Source organism: Brevibacillus gelatini, assembly GCF_050920745.1.
In the GTDB taxonomy this organism is placed as follows: Bacteria; Bacillota; Bacilli; order Brevibacillales; family Brevibacillaceae; genus Brevibacillus; species Brevibacillus gelatini.
Genome location: NZ_CP154342.1, coordinates 4,305,527 through 4,329,429, shown reverse-complemented (window position 1 = coordinate 4,329,429; position 23,903 = coordinate 4,305,527). Strand labels below are relative to the sequence as shown.

17 protein-coding genes and 3 pseudogenes are annotated in these 23,903 nt (G+C 49.7%); 12 read left to right on the top strand and 8 right to left on the bottom strand.

Features of this window, described 5'->3' with window-relative positions:
• Positions 1-130 precede the first annotated feature (130 nt).
• A complete protein-coding gene (locus AAFJ72_RS20775) occupies positions 131-1,351 on the top strand; it encodes an IS256 family transposase (RefSeq protein WP_432775547.1) in 1,221 nt (406 codons plus the stop codon).
• A 247-nt stretch (positions 1,352-1,598) separates the two neighbouring features.
• Here AAFJ72_RS20775 and AAFJ72_RS20770 read toward each other — a convergent pair whose 3' ends face one another.
• Positions 1,599-2,432 carry a MerR family transcriptional regulator gene (locus tag AAFJ72_RS20770; RefSeq protein WP_432775546.1) on the bottom strand — a complete coding sequence of 278 codons (834 nt, stop codon included), beginning with the start codon at positions 2,430-2,432 and terminating at the stop codon, positions 1,599-1,601.
• 285 nt (positions 2,433-2,717) lie between these two features.
• On the opposite strand from AAFJ72_RS20770, the gene AAFJ72_RS20765 reads away from it, so the two are divergent.
• The 5 genes from AAFJ72_RS20765 to AAFJ72_RS20745 all read left to right on the top strand — a co-directional run bounded on the left by AAFJ72_RS20765 (position 2,718) and on the right by AAFJ72_RS20745 (position 6,774).
• The gene (locus AAFJ72_RS20765; protein ID WP_432775545.1) at positions 2,718-3,284 is read left to right on the top strand and encodes a GNAT family N-acetyltransferase; all 567 of its coding nucleotides are present in this window, start codon (positions 2,718-2,720) and stop codon (positions 3,282-3,284) included.
• Positions 3,285-3,408: 124 nt separating this feature from the next.
• A complete protein-coding gene (locus AAFJ72_RS20760; RefSeq protein WP_432775543.1) occupies positions 3,409-4,092 on the top strand; it encodes a response regulator transcription factor in 684 nt (227 codons plus the stop codon).
• Complete coding sequence (locus AAFJ72_RS20755) at positions 4,082-5,191, top strand: sensor histidine kinase (RefSeq protein WP_432775542.1); 1,110 nt, start codon at positions 4,082-4,084, stop codon at positions 5,189-5,191. The genes AAFJ72_RS20760 and AAFJ72_RS20755 overlap by 11 nt, the downstream gene beginning before the upstream one ends.
• Positions 5,192-5,300: 109 nt before the next feature.
• Positions 5,301-6,209, top strand: a complete 909-nt coding sequence (locus AAFJ72_RS20750; RefSeq protein ID WP_432775540.1) for a D-alanyl-D-alanine carboxypeptidase family protein — start codon at positions 5,301-5,303, stop codon at positions 6,207-6,209.
• Entirely contained in the window at positions 6,178-6,774 is a 597-nt protein-coding gene (locus AAFJ72_RS20745) for a VanZ family protein (protein ID WP_432775539.1), read from the top strand. Before AAFJ72_RS20750 ends, AAFJ72_RS20745 begins: the two co-directional genes overlap by 32 nt.
• Before the next feature lie 106 nt (positions 6,775-6,880).
• Here AAFJ72_RS20745 and AAFJ72_RS20740 read toward each other — a convergent pair.
• Positions 6,881-7,003 (bottom strand): annotated as a pseudogene (locus AAFJ72_RS20740) (helix-turn-helix domain-containing protein); the annotation flags it as partial.
• A gap of 407 nt (positions 7,004-7,410) precedes the next feature.
• Between AAFJ72_RS20740 and AAFJ72_RS20735 the strand changes: the two are divergent.
• The gene (locus AAFJ72_RS20735) at positions 7,411-8,730 is read left to right on the top strand and encodes a DUF3238 domain-containing protein (RefSeq protein WP_432775538.1); all 1,320 of its coding nucleotides are present in this window, start codon (positions 7,411-7,413) and stop codon (positions 8,728-8,730) included.
• A 653-nt stretch (positions 8,731-9,383) separates the two neighbouring features.
• On the opposite strand, the pseudogene AAFJ72_RS20730 reads toward AAFJ72_RS20735, so the two are convergent.
• Positions 9,384-9,539 (bottom strand): annotated as a pseudogene (locus tag AAFJ72_RS20730) (IS256 family transposase); the annotation flags it as partial.
• Between the two features lie 287 nt (positions 9,540-9,826).
• Positions 9,827-10,282, bottom strand: a pseudogene (locus AAFJ72_RS20725) (IS256 family transposase); the annotation flags it as partial.
• A 286-nt stretch (positions 10,283-10,568) separates the two neighbouring features.
• On the opposite strand from AAFJ72_RS20725, the gene AAFJ72_RS20720 reads away from it, so the two are divergent.
• A complete protein-coding gene (locus tag AAFJ72_RS20720; protein ID WP_432775537.1) occupies positions 10,569-10,862 on the top strand; it encodes a hypothetical protein in 294 nt (97 codons plus the stop codon).
• 328 nt (positions 10,863-11,190) lie between these two features.
• On the top strand, positions 11,191-12,966 hold the full coding sequence (gene recQ, locus AAFJ72_RS20715; RefSeq protein ID WP_432775536.1) for a DNA helicase RecQ: 1,776 nt from the start codon (positions 11,191-11,193) through the stop codon (positions 12,964-12,966).
• A gap of 110 nt (positions 12,967-13,076) precedes the next feature.
• On the opposite strand, the gene lplT is transcribed toward recQ, so the two are convergent.
• From lplT to AAFJ72_RS20695, 4 genes are all read right to left on the bottom strand, one after another.
• Entirely contained in the window at positions 13,077-14,261 is a 1,185-nt protein-coding gene (gene lplT, locus AAFJ72_RS20710) for a lysophospholipid transporter LplT (protein WP_246005823.1), read from the bottom strand.
• Between the two features lie 7 nt (positions 14,262-14,268).
• Positions 14,269-16,377, bottom strand: a complete 2,109-nt coding sequence (locus tag AAFJ72_RS20705) for an AMP-binding protein (RefSeq protein WP_432775535.1) — start codon at positions 16,375-16,377, stop codon at positions 14,269-14,271.
• 108 nt (positions 16,378-16,485) lie between these two features.
• On the bottom strand, positions 16,486-17,124 hold the full coding sequence (locus tag AAFJ72_RS20700) for a response regulator transcription factor (RefSeq protein WP_025848057.1): 639 nt from the start codon (positions 17,122-17,124) through the stop codon (positions 16,486-16,488).
• 1 nt (position 17,125) lies between these two features.
• Positions 17,126-18,514 (bottom strand): sensor histidine kinase, encoded by a 1,389-nt coding sequence (locus AAFJ72_RS20695; protein ID WP_432775533.1) that lies wholly within the window; start codon positions 18,512-18,514, stop codon positions 17,126-17,128.
• 260 nt (positions 18,515-18,774) lie between these two features.
• Between AAFJ72_RS20695 and AAFJ72_RS20690 the strand changes: the two genes are divergently transcribed.
• The 3 genes from AAFJ72_RS20690 (at position 18,775) to AAFJ72_RS20680 (ending at position 23,893) form a co-directional block, all read left to right on the top strand.
• Positions 18,775-20,532, top strand: a complete 1,758-nt coding sequence (locus AAFJ72_RS20690; protein WP_432775532.1) for a methyl-accepting chemotaxis protein — start codon at positions 18,775-18,777, stop codon at positions 20,530-20,532.
• A gap of 171 nt (positions 20,533-20,703) precedes the next feature.
• Positions 20,704-23,385, top strand: a complete 2,682-nt coding sequence (locus AAFJ72_RS20685; protein WP_432775531.1) for a sigma-54-dependent transcriptional regulator — start codon at positions 20,704-20,706, stop codon at positions 23,383-23,385.
• 205 nt (positions 23,386-23,590) lie between these two features.
• On the top strand, positions 23,591-23,893 hold the full coding sequence (locus AAFJ72_RS20680; protein WP_432775529.1) for a PTS sugar transporter subunit IIB: 303 nt from the start codon (positions 23,591-23,593) through the stop codon (positions 23,891-23,893).
• Positions 23,894-23,903: the final 10 nt, after the last annotated feature.

Sequence of the window (23,903 nt, the reverse complement as noted above, 5' to 3'; positions counted from 1 at the left end):
GTAACCCACTCACTGGCATGAGCAGGTGAATATACTGGGAAAAGCCGATGCCAGGGACTGTAAAATATTCTGTGTAAACTCTCAAAACCTATTACAATAAAAGAAAGGTTGGTTTGAGAGGATGACACCTATGGCGAGATTTAGTAAGGAACAAGTGAAGGCGTTTGTGAAGGAAAACAACCTCAAGACGATGGACGATGTGCAGTCGGCACTGAAGGAACTGTTTGCAGAAACGCTGCAGTCGATGCTAGAGGCGGAGCTTGACACGGAACTCGGCTATGAAAAGCACGATGTGAAGCGAAAGAAAACAACAAACAGCCGTAACGGGAAGACAAAGAAGACGGTGACAAGCGAATACGGCGAGGTGGAGATCGCGGTGCCACGTGACCGTAATGGCGAATTTGAGCCCGTTATCGTGAAAAAGCATCAGTCTACCGTTACCGGCATTGAGGACCAAATTATCGCCATGTATGCCAAAGGTGTCAGCACACGGGATATTCAGGACCATCTGAACCATCTGTATGGAATTGACGTTTCTCCTACCATGATCTCCAATGTGACGAATAAGATCGTGCCACTCATCAAAGAATGGCAGAACCGACCGCTACAAAGCATCTATGCGGTTGTATTTATGGACGCCATTCACTACAAAGTCAAGCAAGACGGTGCTATTGTGAACAAAGCGGCTTATATGGTCATTGGCATTGATTTGGACGGCAACAAGGACGTATTAGGCATGTGGATTGGAGAGAATGAATCCTCAAAGTTCTGGCTGAGCGTACTGAACGACTTACGGAACCGTGGGGTTCAGGACATTCTCATCACCTGCGTGGATAACCTAACGGGCTTCTCTCAGGCCATCTCTGCCTGCTATCCGAATACGGAGATCCAAAAGTGCATCATTCATCAAATCCGCAACTCGACCCGTTATGTTTCTTATAAGGATCTTAAGAAAGTGACGGCGGATTTAAAGCCAATCTACAAAGCGGCAACAGAAGAGGCTGCCTTACTGGAATTGGATCGTTTTGAGGAAACATGGGGTAACAAATATCCCCTCATCGTTCGCTCTTGGCGTACCAACTGGGACGAGCTAGCTACTTTTTTCAAGTATCCACCAGAGATTCGTAAATTGATCTATACGACCAATATGATTGAGAGTTACCATCGGCAACTCCGGAAGGTGACGAAGGGCAAGAGCATTTTCCCCACCGATGAAGCCCTGCTCAAAATGCTCTATTTGGCTACCATGGACGTCACCAGGAAGTGGACTGGACGAGTGCAGCACTGGGGGCAAATGCTCCTCCAGCTCTCCGTTTTCTTCCCGGATCGGATCGGCCAATACTTACGCTAGTTTTTTATTCCAAAAGGGTTTACACAAAATACTGGACAGACCCCGATGCCATCCTGTGTTTATCTAGGGTGAAATGTTCATAATCAAACTATTGAAAAGGTATTACATTTTAAACATGTAGTACCTTTTTTGTAGTTGTATGTAATATCTATGGTGTTATACCACTAGAGCGCCCGATTGTTGTTGAGAGAGATTCTAAAAAATGGAAAACGCCTATCTAGCAAGATAGTCGTCAGCATGACAAGCACTAAAGAGGTTGATGACTCGCCTCACGCGGTTTTACTTTCACACTAATTTTTGTAATATAATCTTTTTCCTCTTTTGCTGCAATCGAGTGCAGTAAATATTCCTCATAAATATCACCATCCAACGCCAACTGCTCCTGTTCTAAATAAGTGAGTAGCGTGTGATAGGTCTGTGAGATGTCATCATAAGATCCCTGATGATAAATGATCGCATAGTGTCCAGCTGGCTTCATTTTTGCTGACGGGTCGTCTAGGCGACAAAATAGATAGCTTACGTTTACAGACTCCTTATTTAGAAAATCTTCTTTTGCATACACAATACCGTATGCGGCTGTACTTTTCACCCCAAGCTTTTTTAAAAACCGTGTAGATTGCTCGTAAACTTCCTCCGTTAATACCGACCAATCTATTTTCTCGTCGCTATACACAACAGGTTCGGCTGGTAGTTGTTGCACAAAAACTTTGCCAAATGAGATTTCCTCCATCTCTTTTGTCAAGGTAACTGTTCGTTCCAGGAAAAATTGAATGTCCTGCAATTTTTGGATTTCCCTTGCCACTTTTTCCTGCTGTTGCATTGCCAATTGTTGCAGAGTATAGGTGTTAGGCGCATCAAAATACGTTTTGAGTTCTTTAATCGGTAGCTTAACTGCACGAAGCAATTGAATGGCTACAAATTGATCCAACTGATCGAATGTGTAGTAGCGATAGCCGTTATCAAAAGTGCCTGCTGGTTTAAATAAATCGATTTTATCGTAATACAGAAGCGTATCCTTATTTACTTCAAGTAATTTGGCAAATTCGCCAGTGGAAAATGTTTTTTCGGATATATTTTTCATTTCTTTTCACTTCTTTCTTTACTCTGGAGTTACTTCATACCGTACACTTTTTTTGTGAACATAACACGAAAATATACATCAGGCAAGCAATCGTTCATGTATGGAACGCACGAAGGGTGATGAGGAAGAGGGCCATGGGGATGTTACGGTGTACTTTTGTGGCATTTCGCATATGCCTCCAAAATCATACGTGCTATATGCTGGGGTGAGTGCTTTACTTTGGAGTTTGCTATTTGTAACAGTCGGTCGATTATTTAATTGTTTAAAGAGAAAGGTTGTTTCGAAATGACAAAACAACAAAATGAACAAATTACGTTAGTCCCTCTACCGCAGGAAGAGCTGGCAATATTTAAGGAAGAAATACAAGAGGCATTTATGAAAGGGTTACAAGATAGTTATCCAGAAGCAGAGGATTCAACAAAAATGGGACCAATCCCATCCGATGAGGATTTCGAGCATTCGCTTACTGCAAAAGATTCGGTTGTGCGCCAAATTGTTCTAAATGGCGAAAGAATCGGTGGCGTCGTACTAAATATTAATCCCGACACACAGCGAAACGAAGTGGCTTTCCTGTATATAAAGGCGAATGCACACGGTAAAGGTCTTGGTACAAAAGCATGGAAAGCGATAGAAGCAGCGTTTCCAGAGACGAAGGTTTGGGAGCTGCACACACCGTATTTTGAAAAGCGTAATATTCATTTTTACGTGAATAAATGTGGCTTCAAAATTGTTGAGTTTTATCATAAAGACAACCCTGGACCAAATATCGGAGGGGAACAGCCTGAGCCAGATGAAGAATTTGAATTTTTCCGTTTTGAAAAGGTCATGACGGAAGAAAGTAACGACCTCTAAAATGACGGGACGCTTCCAACAGGCGTTCTTGCAGGATCATTGCAGCGTCACCTCTTTAGATTTTCTTAAAACATTTCTGCTATAGTGGTCAGTAATGACTCAGATTCGTGCGGAGGTGTAGCCAATGAAAATACTAATCGTAGACGACGACAAAGAAATCGTGGACTTGCTCGCTATCTATTTGGGCAACGAAGGCTACGAGATCGAAAAAGCCCACGACGGCGTACAAGCGCTGGAAAAGCTCGCCCAAAAAAACATCGATCTCGTTATTTTGGACGTCATGATGCCGAACCTCGACGGGTTGGAAGTGACCAAACGCATACGAAAAGACTCGACAATCCCCATCCTGATGGCCAGCGCGAAAACGAACGACATGGACAAAATCATGGGGCTGATGACCGGAGCCGACGATTACGTCGCCAAGCCGTTCAATCCGCTGGAGGTGATCGCGCGGGTCAAATCCCTTTTGCGCCGGGCCAATTACACACAACAGCAAAAGCAGGATCACGTCATCGAGGCAGGCCCGCTAATTATCGACAAGCAGAGCCACGTCGTCGAGACGAAGGACGGCGTTCCGATCAAGCTGACCGCCCTGGAATTTTCCGTACTGTTTTTGCTGGCCAGCCACCCGAACCGGGTTTTTTCCTCCGAAGAAATTTTCGACCGCTGCTGGAAAATGGAAAACTACGTCTCCTACAAGACGGTGATGGTGCACATCAGCAATTTGCGCGAAAAGCTGGAGAAGGCGACCAATGGCGAAAAAGTGATCCAGACCGTCTGGGGGGTAGGCTATAAAATTGAAGCTTGATGCCAAAGATTTTTTGCGCATTTTCCTCGACCTGATCCTGAGTCTGGCGCTCTTCTATGCTGTTTTGCAGACGGCTTCCTTTCTCGCCCAAAACTATTTGTACAACATTCGGGAAGTCAAAGAATACGTCTGGTTTTTGCGGCGCAGCTTCGGCATTGAGTCGTTTAAAATCCCGATCATTCTTTTGGGAATCGGGCTGTTTGCCGCCTGGACGTTTGTCCGTATCCGCAAGTACATCGAGCAAAAACAAATGGAGCAGATCATCTCCGAACTGCACTACATCGCCAAAGGGAATTTTCAGCACGTCATCTCCATCCGGCCGAGCGGCAGCCTGGGAAATGTGGTCGACAGCATTCATGCGCTGGTCAAAAGCACGCGCGAAGCGATGGAGGAGGAGCGGCGGCTGGAGCAGTCCAAGGATGAGCTGGTGACGAACGTGTCCCACGATTTGCGCACCCCGCTGACGTCGATTATCGGTTATTTGGGACTGATTGAAGAGCGCAAGTACAAAAACGAAGAGCAGCTCAGGCAGTACGCCCACATCGCCTATGAAAAGGCCAGGCAGATGAACGTGCTGGTCAATGACTTGTTCGAGTACACCAAGGTCCGCAATCGGGGCGCGCATGTGACCCGGACACAGTTTGACCTCGTGGAGCTGGTGGAGCAAGTCTCGGTGGGCTTTCGCATTGCGGCGCAGGAAGCGGGCTTGTGCCTGCATGTAGACACGCCGGACGAAAAAATCGAGATGATCGGCGATACAGACAAGCTCGTCCGCGTGCTGGAAAACTTGCTCTCAAATGCGGTCAAATACGGGCGGGACGGCACGGACATTTTCATTCGCCTATTCGAGCAGCAGGGCGGGGTTGCCATATCTGTTGCCAACAACGGAGCGCCAATTCCAGCCGAATATATCCCCAATCTGTTCGAGCGCTTTTTCCGGGTAGAAGGGTCGCGCTCCAAAGAGACGGGCGGCTCGGGACTGGGACTGGCCATCGCCAAAAGCATCATTGACCTGCACCATGGCAGCATTTCCGTGGACAGCACGCCGGAATGGACGACCTTTACGATCTGGCTTCCTCGTACCTCTCCCTCTTCATAAATCCTTTCCTTTTTCTTTACTTTTCGTTTCCGTTTTTTTGATTTCAAAAGCCTATCCTTGTTGCATGAAGAACGAATGTGTTCATGTGTGATGAGGAGGGCTTGTTTTTATGCGGAGAGGAACACTGCTGCTGCTTCTGCTCGTTGTGGCTGCGGGTTATGCCTGTTGGAGCGACATGAGGCCGGCAGTAGCAGATTTGGTAAACAGAAGAGCTGAGACTGTGCTGGGGAACATAACCGGCAGTGTGGAGGCGCGGGCGGCTGTTTTGCTCGACAGCGAGACAGGCGAAGTGTTGTACGCCCAAAATGCCGATACCCCCTATCCGGTGGCAAGCATGTCGAAAATGATGACCGAGTATTTGCTGCTGGAAGCGATCCGGGAGAAGCGTGTCGCTTGGGACGATGAAGTGCCCGTTTCCGCAAATGCCGCCGGGGCCGGGGGCGCGCGGGTGCAGCTTGAGCCGGGCAGAGCGTACCCGCTTCGCGATTTGTACGAAGCGATGGCGGTCGGCTCCGCAAACAACGCGGCCGTGGCCATCGGTGAATACCTGGCGGGCAGTACGTCTGCTTTTGCCAGACAGATGAACAAAAAGGCAGCCGAGCTGGGGCTTGCGTCCTCGTCTTTTGTCAACGCGACAGGGCTGGATTACGACTACGGGCAAAATGAGATGTCGGCAAGAGACGTAGGCATGCTGGCGCACTATCTGCTTCGCGACTTCCCGGAGATTGTGGAGCTGACTGCCGAGCCTTTTGTGCAGCTTTCTTTCGGGGAACGGGTGGACAACACCAATCTGATGGTGCGCACCGATCACGACGAAATGAACGTGCCAGGGCTGGACGGACTGAAGACAGGGTTTACCGATAAAGCGGGCTACTGTTTTACAGGGACGGCCAGGCAGGGTGACAAGCGTCTGATTTCTGTGGTGATGGGGGCGGCAAACGAAGCGGTCCGCTTTACAGAGACAAAAAAGTTGTTGGAGAGGGGATTTGACATTGCATACAGCGCCGAAAAAAGGTAGGGCATGGACGGTTCCGCTTTTTCTGGGGTACGCCGTTTTCGCGGTGTATTTGTATTTGGTCATAAAAGTACTGTTGTTAAAATTCAGCAGTCTGGATATAGAGCTGTTGCAGATACAATGGCAAATGCTTTCAAACGACCCGACGAGCATCGTGGAGCGGCTGCGCTACCGGGGCAACCTCGTGCCGTTTCATGAAATTCAAAACTACGTGTCACAGATTCGAAACGGCCAGAGTGGGCACAGCTTCGTGAATCTCGTCGGAAACATCGTTGCATTTATGCCCTTTGGCTTGATGCTGCCGCTGTTGTTTGCGAAAAAAGCAGGCTCCGTCGGCAAAGTCGCATGGCTGTCGTTTCTGTTTAGCCTTGGGCTGGAAACGACGCAGCTAGTGCTGAGCTGCGGCACGTTTGACGTCGACGATCTTTTGCTGAATACGGTGGGAGGGATACTCGGGTATGGCGTTTATTTGGTGCTGTGGTTTGTCTTTTGGCGTCATTCATCCGGTGATCGTTCAGCCAGTAGCTTGACATACCGGAAAAAAGCGATGGAGTACAGGGCTGATTAAGCCTGCCGAACGAAAATCATATAGGTTTATTCTACAAGTTTTCTGCCCAACTTAATGCAGCCCATCCAACGTAAGGAATCTGTCTAGTTTGGTGTTGACAGTCCAATTCACCCCGGAGATATCGGCGAATTGTATTTCTAGAATGCCCCGTTAGACGGGCAATTTCACGAATACTCTTGCCTTCTGCCCTCATGGTATGTAACGATATCACTATCCCACTCCTTAGCATGTGTCTCCCTCCGAAAATTAACTTGGTCGTTAATACCGAAGGGGATATATTCGCTAAGGGTGGGTCATTTTCTTTCCGGCGAACCTGGGTCAATTATATCCCGGCGGTGACAGTCCGAGATGTCCCCAAGTGCTTCATAATCCTTCGATAGGTCCATCCTTCCTCCATATGCAGTCTAATGGCTTCTCCCTTTATCTCATGTGAATAAAATGCCCTCCCTAAAATTCATCAGAGAACCTAGGGTGTTTTTCCAATTTCTATATTTAAGTAGTGCGCTTTAAAATGGAGACGGGTTTTACATTTTGGCGGATATTGTCAAAAAATAGGGGAATATATTTGTGGAATTTTAGGTAAAAATTGGTTACTATCTTTAAGTGAAATAAAAGATAAGATAGGGAGGTTCATGTATGTTTCCTAAAAAAAGTAGAATTATGTCATTTGCTTTATCAGCTACATTGTTTTTCGGAGTACTAGGAACTGCTAATGCAGAAAATAAAGGTAATGGCTCAGAGTTCCTGGATATTACAAATGTTTCTCGTTTTGAAAATGCTATAGAGCTTACATGGTCTGGTGATTACGATAAGTATGAGGTCTTTGCAAATGGAGAAAGTATTTACAAAGGAAAAGATAATAAATTTAAACAAGAAGGATTGAAGGCAGATACACCAGTTGAATATTTGGTTGTTGCACTTGATGATAACGATGAAATACTAGATAAAGTAAATGTGGAGGCATATACCTTAGCTGAAAAACAAAATAAAAGGCTTATGGCAAATAAAGATGAGAAGCAACAACTAGATTCGATACGTGTTACTACAATATATAAAAGGGATTCTCTTAAATTTGACTGGGATGATATCGCTGGTATCGAAGAGTATGAAGTCTATAAAGGCAACGAAAAAATTGGGACCATTAAAGGAAGTCAGTACAGTGAAGAAGGTCTAAATGAGGGTCATTATGAATTTGTTGGGAAAATCGAGGTTGATGATAGCAAGAAAGAAATAATCCGGGAAGAAGCAAAGCAACAATTGCAAAGAGAACTAACAGAGGAAGAAGAAGAAGCTTTATTTTATGAATATTATTCAATCATTAAGTCGTTTACACCTAATAGCGAAGAAGGGAAATCAATAGCTAGTAGAGCTGCTCTTGCAGATGATACAGCTTATTCTATTAACCTAAAATATATGACTTTCATTCCAACTCAATATGTTGAAAACCCTTACTATCCAACAGCTGACGCGACTGTGAAATATTTTAACGGAAATTGGAGAGGGTTTAATCCTAACAGTTATGAGTATAAAACTCGAACAGAAGCACAATACATTTTTTCAAGCAAGTCTTTAGATTTTTCAAAATCTGTTGCTAGCTCAAAATTTTACGATAGTGACAAAAAGTTGCAGTATACACGGACTGCAAGTGATACAGGTATTTATCTGTCCGATAAAGGGAGATCAAATACATCGGCAAAATTTGTAGTATATCACAATTGTGAGATTCCATATTATGAAGCCATAACACCTGCGATTGATTATAATTATACGGCAGAGTTGAAAAGTGAAAAAGGTGGTAAAATCGTAGTTTATGGTTCACATGATAAAGCACCTTCGCATGAGCTTTATTATAAAATTAACGGTGGGTCATATCGACCAATCTTTCAACATGAAATAGTTGATTTTAAATATCTCTTTGGTGTTTATCCAAGTTGGTCCTTTAATTTTTCTAATTAAATTGTAAAAGTCTTACCTCTCGCGTAGAGGTGAGACTTTTTAATAAGGAGGTAATTTTATTTGAAAAATATCAATAAATCATTACTTCTTGCTTTGGTGGTAAATGGAGGATTCTTATTGTTCTTGCTGCTTGATCAGGTGTTGAGCAATTGGATAGTTATAGGCTGGATTTTAACTGTGATCGTATTTCTCTATTTTTTGTCTTTTGTCTTGATTTTTATTGAGTTTAGTAGAAAAACTAATAAAGGATATCTCTATTTAGCATTGACTATCAATTTACTTGGATTAATAATGTTTATGATCTATTGGTTTAGACTATAATACTTACGAGACATAAAAGATCATTCTATCTCCCATATTGCAAAGAAAAAGGTGTTAACTGGAGAACAGCTAAACGTGTTTTAATGCGGATAAACCGATCCCGCTAGGCCATGATTTCTTCTGGGTCTGTCAAGATTTTTGTGTAAACTCAATCAACCGATATATGAAAAGGTTTCATCCCCTAATTGGGACATCTTTTTCGAAACCAATCGAGTCAAGGGCGTAAGGCGAAGCGAACCCTTGACGCGTTGGTGGAGAGAAAGATCATCCTTTCGGGGATGAAGCCTTTCATTTTTATTAACGGATGTACGGCTGTACCCGATCTTCAAAAAAATGGAAAGCTGTAAGAGAATCTGGCCCCAGTTCTGGACTCGTCCCGTCAACTTTCGCAGAACATCCATGGTTACGAGATATAACATCTTCAAAAGGGCATCGTCTGTGGGAAACATGGCTTTTTCTTTTGTCACCTTTCGAAGCTGTCGATGATAACTTTCACGTTTGTTGTGAACGCTCACCAAAATGTTGACCACTTTGCTCATCATAAAGTTACCCACCTGACAGTTTGAGCACACGTCATCATTTTCACACCTAATTGCAAATGTTTTTACTGAGCCAAGGATCGTCAAGGGCTTGCGTAGCAAGGGGTTTACCCTTTATCCTTGACGATCCTTGGTGCAGGAAATAAAATGCTACTTTGTGTGAAAAAAAGCATCGTAGGTGGTCAACTCGAAGATGAGCGTTTGCTCCAAAAATGGTCAACTTTTTGATTAGCATTCACATTTGTTGTATAGATCAGCTTTCCAATCTCTGGAGGATATCGAAAGAAGGTGGCAATCTCGTCCCAATTACTCCACCAGGAACGAACCATCAAGGGATATTTACTGCCCCAGGTTTGTTCAAACTGCTCGAGTTCTTCCAACGCGGCTTGCTCCGTTGGAACTTGATAGATGGGTTTTAGCTCGGACGTGATCTTTTTGAGATCCTTATAGGAAACATACTTGATGGAATTTCGGATTTGATGGATGACACATTTCTGAATCTCCGTCTTCGGATAACATGCTGAGATGGCTTCTGTAAAGCCACGAAGGTTATCGACGCTTGTAATAAGAATATCCTGGCCCCCGCGATTTTTCAGTTCGTTGAGTACATGGAGCTAGAATTTTGCCGATTCATTCTCTCCAATCCAGATTCCAAGAACATCTTTATGACCGTCAAGGTCAATTCCAATTACTTTTTTCTTTGTTTTTTTCTGTGACGATGTGTTCAACTCCATCTAGGTCAGTATAGAAAGTTGGTTCATACTCAACTTCCGAGTCCACTTTAACGCCACCATCAGCTATCAATTCCTCTTGCATTTCCTCTGGTAAAGTATCAATTTTTTCAGAAAAAACCATTATCTTAAGTGTTTTTTTTTTGTAAAGGGAATCATTTAAAAAACCTCCTAATGTATGGTATATTAGAATAGTAACAATACTTGTATAAAAGTACCGATATGTGTAAATAAAGGGATAATATAAATGAAAAAGAAAAAACTTATTGTTTACTTGGGCATATTGTTTCTTGTAATGATGGGGTTTTCACTAATATGGAGTATTTATTTTAAGGAGAAGACAGCAGCCGTCGTAAAAGTAAAAGAGGTTAGCAATGACTTCATCGTAATTGAGGATCAACTCAACATGAAAAGAACGATTGATGTCCCGAGGGTTATTACGAAATTAATTAAAGCGAACGAAGAGTATTTTGTAGAGTATGAGTCTAGCTTGATAGGATTGCCGAAACTTGTTTCTATAGAACCCCTAAACGAAAGATGAAACATTTTTATTGGGTTATGTTTTGTCTAAGTCGTTGTGGTTCTGATCGTTCTGGGTAAAGCATGGCCGGCTCTGATGGTTCTGGGATATGCAGTTTTTGTGTTCTATCAGTGACCGTTCTGCCAGAGACTCGACGACGTACCCTGATAAAAGCTATGGCGTACAAGGCTGACCAAGCCTGCCAAACGCAATACAGAACAAGGGCACCTGCAATGGTGCTCTTTTTCATCTGCTGTGCTTCCTCTTGTTTTGTCCCACCACCTGTGTTTACACTAAATAGAATCAATAATCAATTGAACCAATTTATTGAAAGAGAAGGTGATTCTCTTTGCTCCATAAAGCACAGGAAGTTTTGCAAAAATATTTCGGCTACGAATCGTTTCGCGAGGGACAAAAGAAGATTATCGAGAGCCTGCTCGCAGGCCATGACACGATCGGCATCATGCCGACCGGCGGGGGAAAATCCATCTGCTATCAGGTGCCGGCCATGCTGTTCGACGGCGTCACCATCGTTATTTCGCCGCTTATCTCGCTGATGAAGGACCAGGTAGATGTGCTGGTCAACATGGGCATTGCGGCAACGCAGATCAACAGCTCGCTCGACTACAGCGAGGTGCGCGAGCGCTTGCGGATGGCGGCGCGCGGGGAGTACAAGCTGCTTTATATCGCGCCTGAGCGGCTGGAGTCGGAAACGTTTCAAACTTTGATCCGCAATGTGCCGATTTCGTTCGTCGCTGTCGATGAGGCGCACTGTGTCTCGCAGTGGGGCCACGACTTCCGCCCCAGCTATTTGGAGATCGCCCGCTTTTTGCGCACGCTGCCAGAGCGTCCCGTCGTCGCAGCCTTGACCGCGACGGCAACACCGGAAGTTACCGCCGACATCAAGCGCCAGCTTAGCCTGGAGGACGAGCGCCTCTTTATCACTGGCTTTGGCCGGGACAACCTCATTCTGTCGGTGCGCAAAGGGGAAAACCGCCGCGAGTTCATCCAGGCGTATTTGAAAGCCAACAGGCAGCAGTCCGGAATCATCTACGCCGCCACGCGAAAAGACGTCGATGCGCTGCACGCCGACCTCGCGAAGCGCGGCTTTTCCGTGACCAAATACCACGCCGGGCTGTCCGAGGAAGAGCGGGCGGCGAATCAGGAAGCGTTCCTGTTCGATGACGTCCGCACGATGGTCGCGACCAACGCATTCGGAATGGGCATCGACAAGTCCAATGTGCGCTACGTCATTCACTACAACATGCCGAAAAACCTGGAAGCGTACTACCAGGAGGCGGGCCGCGCCGGACGCGATGGCGAGCCGAGCGAGTGCATTTTGCTGTACCAGCCGCAGGACATCCAGACCCAGTCTTTTTTTATCGAGCAAAACCAGCTAACCGACGAACGCAAGGAGCACGAGTACAAAAAGCTGTACGCCATGGTCGACTACTGCCGGACGCCGCGCTGCCTGCAGCAGTACATCGTGCAGTATTTCGGCGAGACGGATGCGCCTGAGTGCGGCCGCTGCCACAACTGCACCGACAACACGGAGCTGACCGACATTACCCTTGAAGCACAAAAAATCTTTTCCTGCGTCAAGCGGATGCGGGAACGCTTCGGCGCAACTCTGGTTGCCCAGGTACTCAAAGGCTCGAAAAACAAAAAGGTCACGCAGTTCCAGTTCGACCAGCTTCCTACCTACGGACTGATGAAGGAGTACAAGGAAAAGGAAATCGCCGACCTGATCCAACTGCTCATTGCCGAAGGATACTTGCAGGTGACAGAAAGCCAGTACCCGATTGTAAAGCTGGGAGCGCGGGCGCTGCCAGTGCTCAAGGGCGAGGAGCGCGTCGTGCAAAAAATATCGCTCCGCCCGGCAGCGCTCGCAGAGGACGACGAGCTGTTCGAGCAGTTGCGTGCGCTGCGCAAGGAAATCTCACAGCGCGAAGGGGTGCCGCCATACGTCATTTTCCACGACAGCACATTGAAGGAAATGAGCAGCCTCTGCCCGACCGACAAGCAGGCGATGCTCAAGATCAAAGGCGTGGGCGAAGCCAAGTTCGAGAAGTACGGCCAACCCTTCCTGGAATGTTTGCAAAACTACGCCGCAGTCAAGCCGTGACGGTCATGGTCACGGCTTTTCGCTGTTGCAGCGGTGTGTCAAAACAAAAGCCGTGACGTTTGACGATCACGCACGGCTTTTGCTCCTTTTTGTCTTCTCTTTTCCCCGCATTAGCCCGCAATTCGCCTGCTGTGCTTCATCAAATACAGCAGGAAAGCCAGCAGCAGCAACCCTTGGGCGACGATGGCGCCGGAGATGGAGGCGCCCAGATAGACGATCAGGTAGTAAATCCCCGACCCGGCAGCCATCAAAAAGTTTTCGACGAAGTTTTGGATCGCAATCGTCTTGCCGGAGCCGACCATCTTTTTCCCTTCGTCCTGCAGGATCGTATTCATCGGAATGATGAACACCCCGCCCATGAACCCGACGAGAAGAAGCAGGCAGATCGCAATGACGGTTACGTGAATCCACGGAAACAGCACGATGATGAGAAACATGCCGAAGCCGTAGCCGACCGAGCGGGTGAACCGGGACAGCGGAATCAACCGTGGCGCAAGAAAAGCGCCGATGATAATCCCGATTGACGTCGTAGCCAGGATCAGCGAGACGGAAAAGCTTTGCGGGTTAATTCCGAGCGCGGCGGGTATCCAGGCCAGCACGGCGACCCGCAGTACAGCCGAGCTCATCCAGAAGGCACCGGTTCCGATCAGGGCAAAGCTCGTTTCCGCCCGGTTCATCAGGTGTTGGAAGTCGATGAAAAAGCGACGTGCTTCCGTCCCGTAACGAATAGCCGAGTTCCCTTTCATGCGCGGGATGAAAAAAGTCATGAAAAGCGACAACAGGTAGAGAGCGAGGCAGATGCTTGAAGAGAACAGCGGCGCTGTCATGGAGGCGATTGCCCCGCCCCCGCCGATTCCGGTCAAGATCGCGACAATGGTGTACGCCTCGATTCGTGCGTTGGCCTGGAACAGCTCCTGTTCATTGTGCGTCAGCTCCGGCAGGATGCCGTATTTGGCAGGCGAGTAGACGACCGCGCCGACTCCCACTGTAAAGTAGCAGAGCATCAGCAGCAAAATGCTGGAGTGATCGATGACAAACAGCAGCACGACACCGAGCGCTTTTATCAGGTTGCCGATCACCAGGACGAACGACTTGGCGTGCTTGTCGGCAAAAGGCCCGACGAGCGGAGCGAGAAAAACGTACGGCAGAAAAAAGGAAATGGAAACGAGTGCGAGCATGGCGGGAGAAAAGCCGTTCTCCCGCAGCAGGTTGGCTATGACAAACAAAATCATGTTGTCGGCAAAGGCCGAGAGAAATTGCGTGAAATACAGGGCTTGCAGCGGTTGCATTCGCATCTTCACATTAGTTTCCTCCACTTTCCGCCAGTTGCTTCAGACTGACATAGTCCGTTTTTCCGCTCCCGAGAAGAGGCAGAGCCTTGATGACCTGCATCGCGCCGGGGATGAGCAGCGGCGAGTATTGCTTTTCCGTCAAATAGGCGCGCAGTTGGCTGAGTTGAACCGTTTCATCTGTAGTGAACAGCAGGATGCGCTCGCCTTTTCGCTGGTCGCTGACCGTGATCGCGGCAAAGCCGGAGTGTCCGAAGCATTGCATCGCCAGTTCTTCCACCAGATTGAGCGACACCATCTCACCGCCGATTTTGGCAAAACGTTTCAGGCGGGACTGAATGCTGAGAAACCCTTCCTTGTCGGCTGTCACCAGATCCCCTGTGCGGTACCATTCTCCCGCGGGCACGAAGCCTTGGCCGTGAATCAGGTAGCCTTTCATGACGTTCGGGCCTTTGACGAGCAGCTCGCCGCCTTCGTCGATGCCTTCGACCGGGTCCAGCCGATAGCGCATGCCCGGCACGATTCGGCCGACTGTTCCCGGCTTGTTGGCGAGCGGTGTGTTGAGCGCGAGGATCGGAGCGGTTTCAGTTGCGCCGTAGCCTTCGAAAATCCGCACGCCGAATTTATCCATCCACAGCTTGCGCACATCGTCTTTCAGCTTTTCCGCTCCTGCAAACACGTACCGCAAGGAGTAGAAGTTGTACGGATGCGCCATCCGCCCGTAGCCAGCCATGAACGTCGAGGTCCCGAACAAAATGGTCGCGTTTTGATCGTACACCAGCTCTGCAATCGCCTTGTAGTGCAGCGGACTCGGATACAGATACACCGGAATGCCTTTGACGACGGGCAAAAGCGTGCCAGCAGTCAGTCCGAAGCTGTGGAACATCGGCAGCGCGTTGAAAAACTTGTCGCGGCTCGTAACGTCGATCATGCTGGTCACTTGCTGGATGTTGGCGTACAGATTGGTGTGCGTCAGCACGACGCCTTTTGGCTTGCTTTCGCTGCCGGATGTGAACAGAATCAGTTCATTGGCACTCGGTACGGCTTTTTTCCTGGTCACATAAGCGGTGAGGGCAGCCAGCTTGTCAAAAGCGGTGGCCGACGCTTTCAAATCTTCCAGGTAAATGATCCGGATGCTCGGCGAAAGGCCCGCGACAATGTGCTCCAGCTTGCCTTTTTCGATGAAGGTGCGCGAGGTCAGGATCGTATCGATATGGGCTGTCTCGCAGCAGTCGAGGAGCGAGCGGATGCCGAGCGAAAAGTTCAGGATGGCAGGTGTTTTCCCGATGCGAAACAGCGCCAGCAACGTCACCAGGTGCCCGACCGAGTTGGGGAGAAAGACGCCGACGACCGTTTTTCCCGCCAAGGGCTGCTGCAGCTTGCTGCCGAGCAGATAGCTGCCGACGAGCAGGGTGCGGTAGTTGATCGCCGAGGTCAAGTCTTTGGCGATCTCCATGTTCGGACCGTTAAGGCGGGCGGCCGCCAGCACTTCGTCGAACAGGTTGACGTTTTGCTTCATCCGGCTTTGGAACAGTTCCTCCTGCAGCGTGCGCAGGACCAGGTCGTTGGCGGCCGACTTTTGTTCACGCATCGAGCGGTTTGCGTCGCGCGGGATGGTGAACGGCGTGCCGACTGTCATGGTGACGGCGGGAAACAGCGAGCGGCGCAGCTTGCCTTTCAAATAAGAGAAGATCGAGCGCTCCAGGCCGTTGATCGCGACCGGGTAGACGGTTGCGCCTGTTCGCATGGCGAGGTAGCCGACGCCGCTGTAAATTTTCATCAGGCCGCCCGTTGTGGTGACGCGGCCTTCCGGGAAAATCACCAGCGTCTCTCCTTTGCGGATGACCCGAAGCATATGGCGGATCGAGTACGGGTTGAGCGGATCAATCGCAATGTGCTTGCGGAAGCGCAGGAAAAAGGCAAACCGCTTGGCCATTCCGGTGTTGACGACAAAGGTAGCACTTTCCGGCAAGCAAAAGGAAAGGAGTACCGCGTCGAGCAAGGAGACGTGGTTCGGAATGATAAGAGACGGTTTTGTCAGGTCGATTCTGTTGACTCCGTGGATGCGGGGCCGAAACCATAGCAGCAAAATCATTTTCAAAAAAGCATGAATGAGGACCATGTAGACCACACCTTTACAACGAAGAATGGTGTTGCTGTATAGCTCTCATTGTAAGGAGTGGGGGGAGTAAAAAAAGTACCAACATTCCTTAGTACCTGGTCATAACACCTAGAACAACTTTTTCTGGCTGGCTTTTGCAGCCGCCTCCTTGCTCGTTTTGACGCCCATTTTTTTCAGGATGCGGTTGATGTGGTTTTTGATGGTCCGCTTGGTGATGTGCAGCGATTGCTCGATTTGCGTCTGCGTCTTTCCCTGGTGGATCAGTTGCAGAATTTCTTTTTCAGCAGGGGAAAGCAGCTTCTGGTTTTCTTCGTTTTTCAGGCGCAAAAATTCGTTGCGGAGAGCAGCCGCTGCTGTCGGGTGAATCGCCGACTGGCTGTTGTGGGCAGCGCGGATGGCGTCGGGAAGTTCCTTGAAGCTGGACTTGCTGATGTAATTGACCGCACCTGCGGAGAAGGACTCGACAATGACATCGTCGGCGGTCAGGGACGTGAGCATGATGATTTTACAGTCTGGCTCAAGCGCAATCAGCTCCATCGCGGTTTCGATTCCGTCGAGATTGTTCTCGGTCAGGTTGATGTCCATCAGGACGACATCGGCTCCTGCTGCCAAAAAGCGCTCGATCGCTTCCGCTTTTGTGCCCGCCTCGCCGACGACGGTGAGGTCTGCTTCTTTGTTCAGGTAGTCGACCAGTCCTTTTCGCCAGACAGGGTCGTCCTCGACGAGAAATACGTTGATCGTCTCCATGTCAGTTCCTCCCTTCTGTTTGGGCAGAGCCTGTGATGACGCGTTTTTTCGGGAAAAACAAAAACACGCTTGTTCCTTTTCCAGGCTCGCTGTATATTTTCAGCATTCCTTGATGCTTTTGCATGACATTATAGCAATAGGAAAGGCCGAGGCCGAAGTTTTGTCCGGTTCGCTTGGTAGAGAAAAAAGGGTCGAGCACATGCGGCAAATTTTCCTTGGAAATGCCTGTACCCGTATCCGCAACGGCAATGACGAGGTGACGGTTGGACAAAAACAGTTGCAGGGTAAGCTTGCCGCCAGACTTCATCGCTTCGATTGCGTTCATGCACAAATTGGTGACGATTTCCCTCAACTGCACGGGATCGCCATACAGGTGAAGGCTCTCATCCAGTTCGCATTCCACCAGCACCTGGTGCTTTTCCAGGTAAGGCTTCAAGTTATGGATGACTTGCTTGATAATTTCACCAGGTGCGCACGGTGACTCGCGCAGCTCGACGTCGCGAAGCTGGTTTTGAATCCGGTTCATCATGTCCAGCATGTGCTGGGAGGATTGCAGGAGGACGAGTGCGTCTTCCCTCAGGTTTGGCTGGTTTGTTTCCTCCGCGTATGATTCGATCCGGTCGGCGTACAGCGAGATTTTGCCCACCTCGTTTTTGATCGTGTGGTTAATGATTTGCGCTCCTGACGTGAGCGCGCGCAGCGTGCTGTCCAGCCGCCTTTTTTCCACGCGGAGCCGGACGCCCAAAAAGCCGTATTTCAAACTGATGGCGACAATCAGAATGAACTGGATCGCGACGACCAGCATATTGTAGCGCCATGCTTCGTAGTCGTTCTGGATGCGCATGATGTAGATGAAGATAAAGACGAAAAACAGCGGAACGATGATTAACAGGTTCGTGAAAAAGCTGTTCTTTTTGACCAGCGGGTCTTTCTCGTTCCGGTACTGTATGATGAGCAGCGTGCAGGCGATCAGAAAAAAGGGAATGACCCACGCCACCATGATCCAGTAATTGAAGGCAAGTACAGGATAAATGGGGGTAATCACGAGCATCAGGGCTGGCAGGCAGAGCGCAGCGAACTGGGTAATCAGCTTTGTCCGGCGGGTGAGAAGCTCCGCCGAATGGACGGCGAACATGAGAAACGAATAAGGCAATCCCGCCTGGCAAATAAAGGAAGATAGGTTGCTTAGAAAAAGCAAAGTCTGCTCGGTCCCGGCATTGATCGTATCTGCCCAGAGCGGGATGAGCGTCTCGTCAATGACCGCAGAGAGGAACCCGCCTCCTCCGACGAATGCAGTGGCGCAGGCCCAACGGATCGACGTGCGTTTCGGGTCCGTGAACAGGACCAATAGACCTAGCGCCCAAATGGTGAATAAGGTGAAAACCATCATGGCAAGCAATCTCCTGTGTCAGTCATGTTACAACCATTATAGCGTACCTGCGCAGCAGGAAACGTAAATGAATCCGATGCCAATAAAAAAGATAGGACTTGAGACGGGTGAATAGTTAAAAAATTGTTGCAGATATGGATATTTTGACTGATCCCATCTGTTCCTGTGGCCCAAAATCGCCTATCATGGTATTCATAACCGTTTTATTAAAAACCGTACATATCTTTTATCATCATGAGGCGGGGAGGAGAGGCAAGCGAATGGCATCCTTTATGAAAAAGCATCTGATTGTTCGGATTTTGTGCGTCATCATCTCCGTTCTGATCCTGGTCGCTGTGGGGAATATCGCTACGCAGATCATGCAGACGAGGGCTGCGGTTGAAGAAGGAATCAACAACTACAATATGCGGATCGCGGAAAGCTACGCTGCACAGATGAAGCCCGAGCTGTATGCTGATTTTTTGCAGCAGCCGACGGAAACAGAGTTGTACTGGGAGCTGCGGCATGAGCTGGATGTGTTCCGCACGCAAATTGGTGCGATTTACGTCTATTTTGTTCGTTTCGATGAGAGTCAGGTGCCGAAAATCATGATTGATGGCCGTCCGCCGAATGATCCCATGGCGTCACCGATCGACGAAGTGACCGATATGCCCCCGGATGCGGTGAAGGCCGTCATGGCTGGCAACAAGGCGAGCTCGCCGATCATCGAAAACCCGGAATACGGGACGTACATCTCCGCTTATGTTCCGGTGAAGGACAGCAGTGGAGCCGTGATCGGGGCGCTCGGTATTGATACCGATGTAGCGGTTTACGAACAGTTGGCTGCCAACGTGCTCTGGGAAAGCGTGCCGATCTACGTGCTGATGTTCGCGGTTATGCTCGTCGCTGTCCTGGTGATTGTCTGGTTTGTACAGCGGGCGCTGCGCCCTCTGCATATCGTCAAGGAGAGCGCGGAAAAGATGGCGCAGGGCGATCTGGCTGCGGCAGGCAGCATTTTGCGTTCCTCGCCGATCAAGTCCCAGGATGAAATCGGCACCGTCTACCAGTCGATGCTTGCGATGTCCGAGCATTTGCACAGCCGGGTGCGCGGGCTGGTCATCAATATGGACAAGACTTCTGACCAACTGGTTGTCTCTTCGAAGGAGCTGGCTGACAGCGCCGACGAAATGCTGGAAGTGGGGCAAAGCGTGAATGAGAGTGTCCAAGTCATTTACGACGGGGCACACGCCCAGAAAAAGAGTGCGGACGACAGTGCGCATGCCATCGAAGAAATCGCGCTCGGCATTGCCCGGATCGCCGAGTCCTCGGCAACGGTATCCGATGCTTCCGTCCAGGCACTGGAGATGGCCCAATCCGGCGATACGGCGATGAAGCGCATGAGCCGGCAGATGCAGGAAATCGCGATCTCAGCGGAACAGACGTATGAAATCGCGAAAACATTGAAAGCGTATTCCCGGCAAATCGAACATGTGCTGGGCACGATTCATGGCTTTACCGAGCAGACGAAAATTCTCGCGCTCAATGCCTCCATCGAAGCGGCCAGAGCAGGGGAGCACGGGCTTGGCTTCACGATTGTGGCCCAGGAGGTGGGCAAGCTGGCGAATGCCTCGGCTTCCTCCGTCCAGCAGATTACCGCCCTTTTGGGCAACATCGGCCAGGAATCGGAAAAAATCAGTGCCAAAATGGAAAGCGTCACGGCCGAAATCCAGGCAGGCGTGGAGCTGTCCGCGGAGGCAGAGCAGTCGTTTTTGCACGCGGTCAAGGCGTTCATGCTGGTCAGTGAGCAGGTTCAGGAAGTGTCTGTCACAACAGAGCAGCTCTCTGCGGGGTCTGAGGAAGTGGCAGCTACCGTGAGCAGCATCGCCAACATCGCTTCTGGGGTAAGCGAGCTGACCGAACAGATTCGGAGCATGACGAACAGGCAACTGGAGATGATGAAGCAGGTGTACGACGCTTCGGCCGTCCTGAATGCCAATACGCTGGACATGCGGCAGGCAATCCAGCAAGTAAACGTATAAAAGAGCAGAAACAGCCATCCTTTGTCCGGCGAAGGGTGGCTGTTTCTTTTTCGGGCAAGTTTTCCAAGAACGGGATGACTCATTCGTATCCATAATATTGTGGAATAAGGAGGTTTTTCCATGGGAGCGTGGAAATGAAAACGAATCAGTTGAGTGGCAGGTGAACAGTGGGTGAAACGAGTCGATTTCATTTACCAGAAGCTGCTTGAGTTCGGTCCCGCCAAAAAAATCAGCGCTGGCGAACTGGCCGAGCTCCTGGGCCTGAGCCGCGCCAATGTCAGTGGAGATTTAAACCGTCTATGGAAGGAAGGCCGCATTGAAAAAGAAGAGGGTCGTCCTACCTTGTTTTATGTCAAGCAAGCGAATGACTCGCTTTACTTGGCGCAAACGGCATTGGACAGGCTGGCGAAGACGAACAAAAGCCTGATTACCCGCATCGAGCAGGCAAAGGCAGCGGTGCTGTACCCGCCGCGCGGCATGCACTGCCTGATTTTGGGCGAAACGGGAGTGGGCAAGTCGTGGTTTGCAGGGATGATTCACGAGTTTGCCGTCGATATTGGCCGGCTGGAAAAGGGAGCGCCTTTTGTCGTTTTTAACTGTGCCGACTACGCCAACAACCCGCAGCTTTTAATCAGCCAACTGTTCGGCGTCAAAAAGGGGGCGTACACCGGAGCGGAGATGGACCGCAAAGGGCTGGTGGAAAAGGCGGACGGCGGGATTCTTTTTCTCGATGAGGTTCACCGCTTGCCAGCAGAAGGGCAGGAAATCTTTTTTACGTTCATGGACAAGGGGACGTTCCGCCGGGTCGGAGAAACAGAGGTGGAGCGTTCCGCGCAGGTACAGATCGTCATGGCAACGACCGAAAACCCGGAATCCAGCCTGCTCAAGACGTTCATGCGCCGCATCCCGATGGTCATCAAGCTGCCTTCCCTGGTGGAGCGGGGAATGGAGGAGCGCTTTGGGCTTGTCATGGAAATTTTTCGCGAAGAAGCGTTTCGGCTCGGACGGGAAATTCAAATATCGTCAAGCGTGGTGCAAGCGTTTCTCTGCTATCATTGTCCGAACAATATCGGCCAGTTGAAGACGGATATTCAACTGACCTGCGCCAGTGCTTATGCCGAGTTTATTTCCTTGAAAAAAAATGTGCTGCACGTCTCCATTCAGGATGTTCCGCATCATGTCAAGCAAGGGCTGCTTTTGGCAAAAGACTACAGACAGGAGCTTGCGGAGCTGATTGGCACCGAGCACAAATGTTTTGTGGTGCAGCCATCCCAGGAGGAAAGCGTCTGGTTCGACAGAGAGTCGGAGAATGCAGCCAACAGCGTGTACGAAAAGATCGAACAAAAAATATACGAGTTGCAAAATCAGGGCGTCAGCGAGGAAGAGCTGGAATACGATATTGAGCATTACTTCACTACGTTTATCAAAGGTGTCCATCAGCGCATCAACAAAGGCGACATGGCACGCATCATCGATCCGGTCATCATTCACCTCGTCGAGGACATCGTGCGTTACGCCGAGGCGAAGCTGGAGAAGATTTTGAGCCAAAAGGTCATTTTCGGCCTGGCGCTGCATATCCAGACGTCCAAGGAGCGGCTGTCGCAAGGAAAGCAAATCGTCCATCCGCACCTCAACAGCGTGCGGCTGAAATACAAAAAGGAGTTCGCCGTAGCGCTGGAGTGTGTGCGCATGATCGAGGAAGCACTGCTGATGGACCTGCCCATTGGCGAAGCGGGCTACCTGACCATGTTTTTCGTGCTGGACGACGAGAGTATGCAAGAGGAACGGGAAACGGTCGGCGTCCTGGTCATCACACACGGCAGCGGGGGAGCGACGGCGATGGTCGACGTGACCAACCGATTGCTGGTCACCGAGTACGCGCGTGCCATCGACCTGCCGCTGGAGGAAGACTCGCTGGTCGTTCTGGAGCAAGCGATCAAGACAGCGCGGGAAATCGGGAGCGCAGCCGGGCTGCTTTTGCTCGTCGATATGGGCTCGCTGCTCGGATTCGGGGAGATCATCGAAAAGGAGCTGGGCATTCCGGTGAAGGTGGTGCCGATGGTGAGCACGCCGCATGTGATCGAGGCGACGCGCAAAGCGATGCTGGGTCATACGCTGGACGACGTATACCGCGATGTCGTCAGCATCTCGATGGGGGTGCGGGAGGAACTGCCCAGGGAGGCGCCAGACAAGGCGGTGCCTGCCTTGACCATCGTAGCGACCTGCCTGTCCGGCGAGGGCAGCGCCCTGTTTTTGAAAAAGCTGCTCGAATCGAAGCTGCGCTACGACGAGAAGCTGCTGGAATTTGTCCCGTTGCAGCTCATGGACAAAGCGCAGGCGAAAAGCAAGCTGAAAAAGCTCAAGCAGGAGCGGACGGTTCTGTGCATCGTGAGCAACTACATGCTGGATCGCGACTTGCGCTGCTACAGCATGGACGATGTGGTGAACGGCGAGGCGCTGTCTGATATTCAGCAACTGATCGATCTGGAAGAGGCCTATGTGAAGATGAAAGAGTCGCTCAAGGAGCATCTGAAAATGGTAAAGGGCCAGGACGTTCTCGACGACGTCAGGACGTGTGTGGCGCGCATGGAGGAGCGGCTTGGCGACAAGCTGCTGTTCGATACGCGAATCGGGGCGTATTTGCACATTTGCTGTCTGGTGGATCGGCTGAAAGCCGGGGAGCATTCTGTAGCCTATACCGACAAGGTGCCGTTTTTGGCGGAAAACCGCAAGCTGTACAGTCTGATTCGCCACGAATTGCAGCCGTTGGCGGACAAATACGACGTGGTCTTCAGTGAGGACGATGTATGTTTCGTCATGAATTTTTTCATACACAACAAAACACTGGCGTAGCTAGTGTTTTACTTTTTGCCAATTTGTCCCTGTTAACAAAACACTGGAGCGCTTACATTCAAACACTGTAGGCCTGCCAGAAATGCGGCTGTCCGGAAAACGCGATAACGATGCGCCTTGTTTTGAAAACGCATACAAAAAGGGTGTTTTGGCACGTGAATTGCTCCAGGAAAAGGGCATAACCAACTGAAGGGAGGAAGCAGGGTTGAATATTTTGCTATGCTGCGCAGCGGGGATGTCAACGAGTCTGCTTGTACAAAAAATGGAGCAGGCGGCACGGGAAAAAGGACTGGAAGCGAAGATTTGGGCGGTGTCGGCAGATGAGGTGAAGCAGCATATTGACCAGGCACAGGTGCTGTTGCTTGGCCCGCAAGTCCGCTACAAGCTGGCGGAAATGAGAAAGGAAGGGGAAGCGAGAGGGATTCCGGTCGATGTGATAAGCCCGGTGGACTACGGCTCGCTGAACGGGAAAAAGGTGCTGGAATTTGCGCTTCGTCTAAAACAGTAGAGGGGGATGC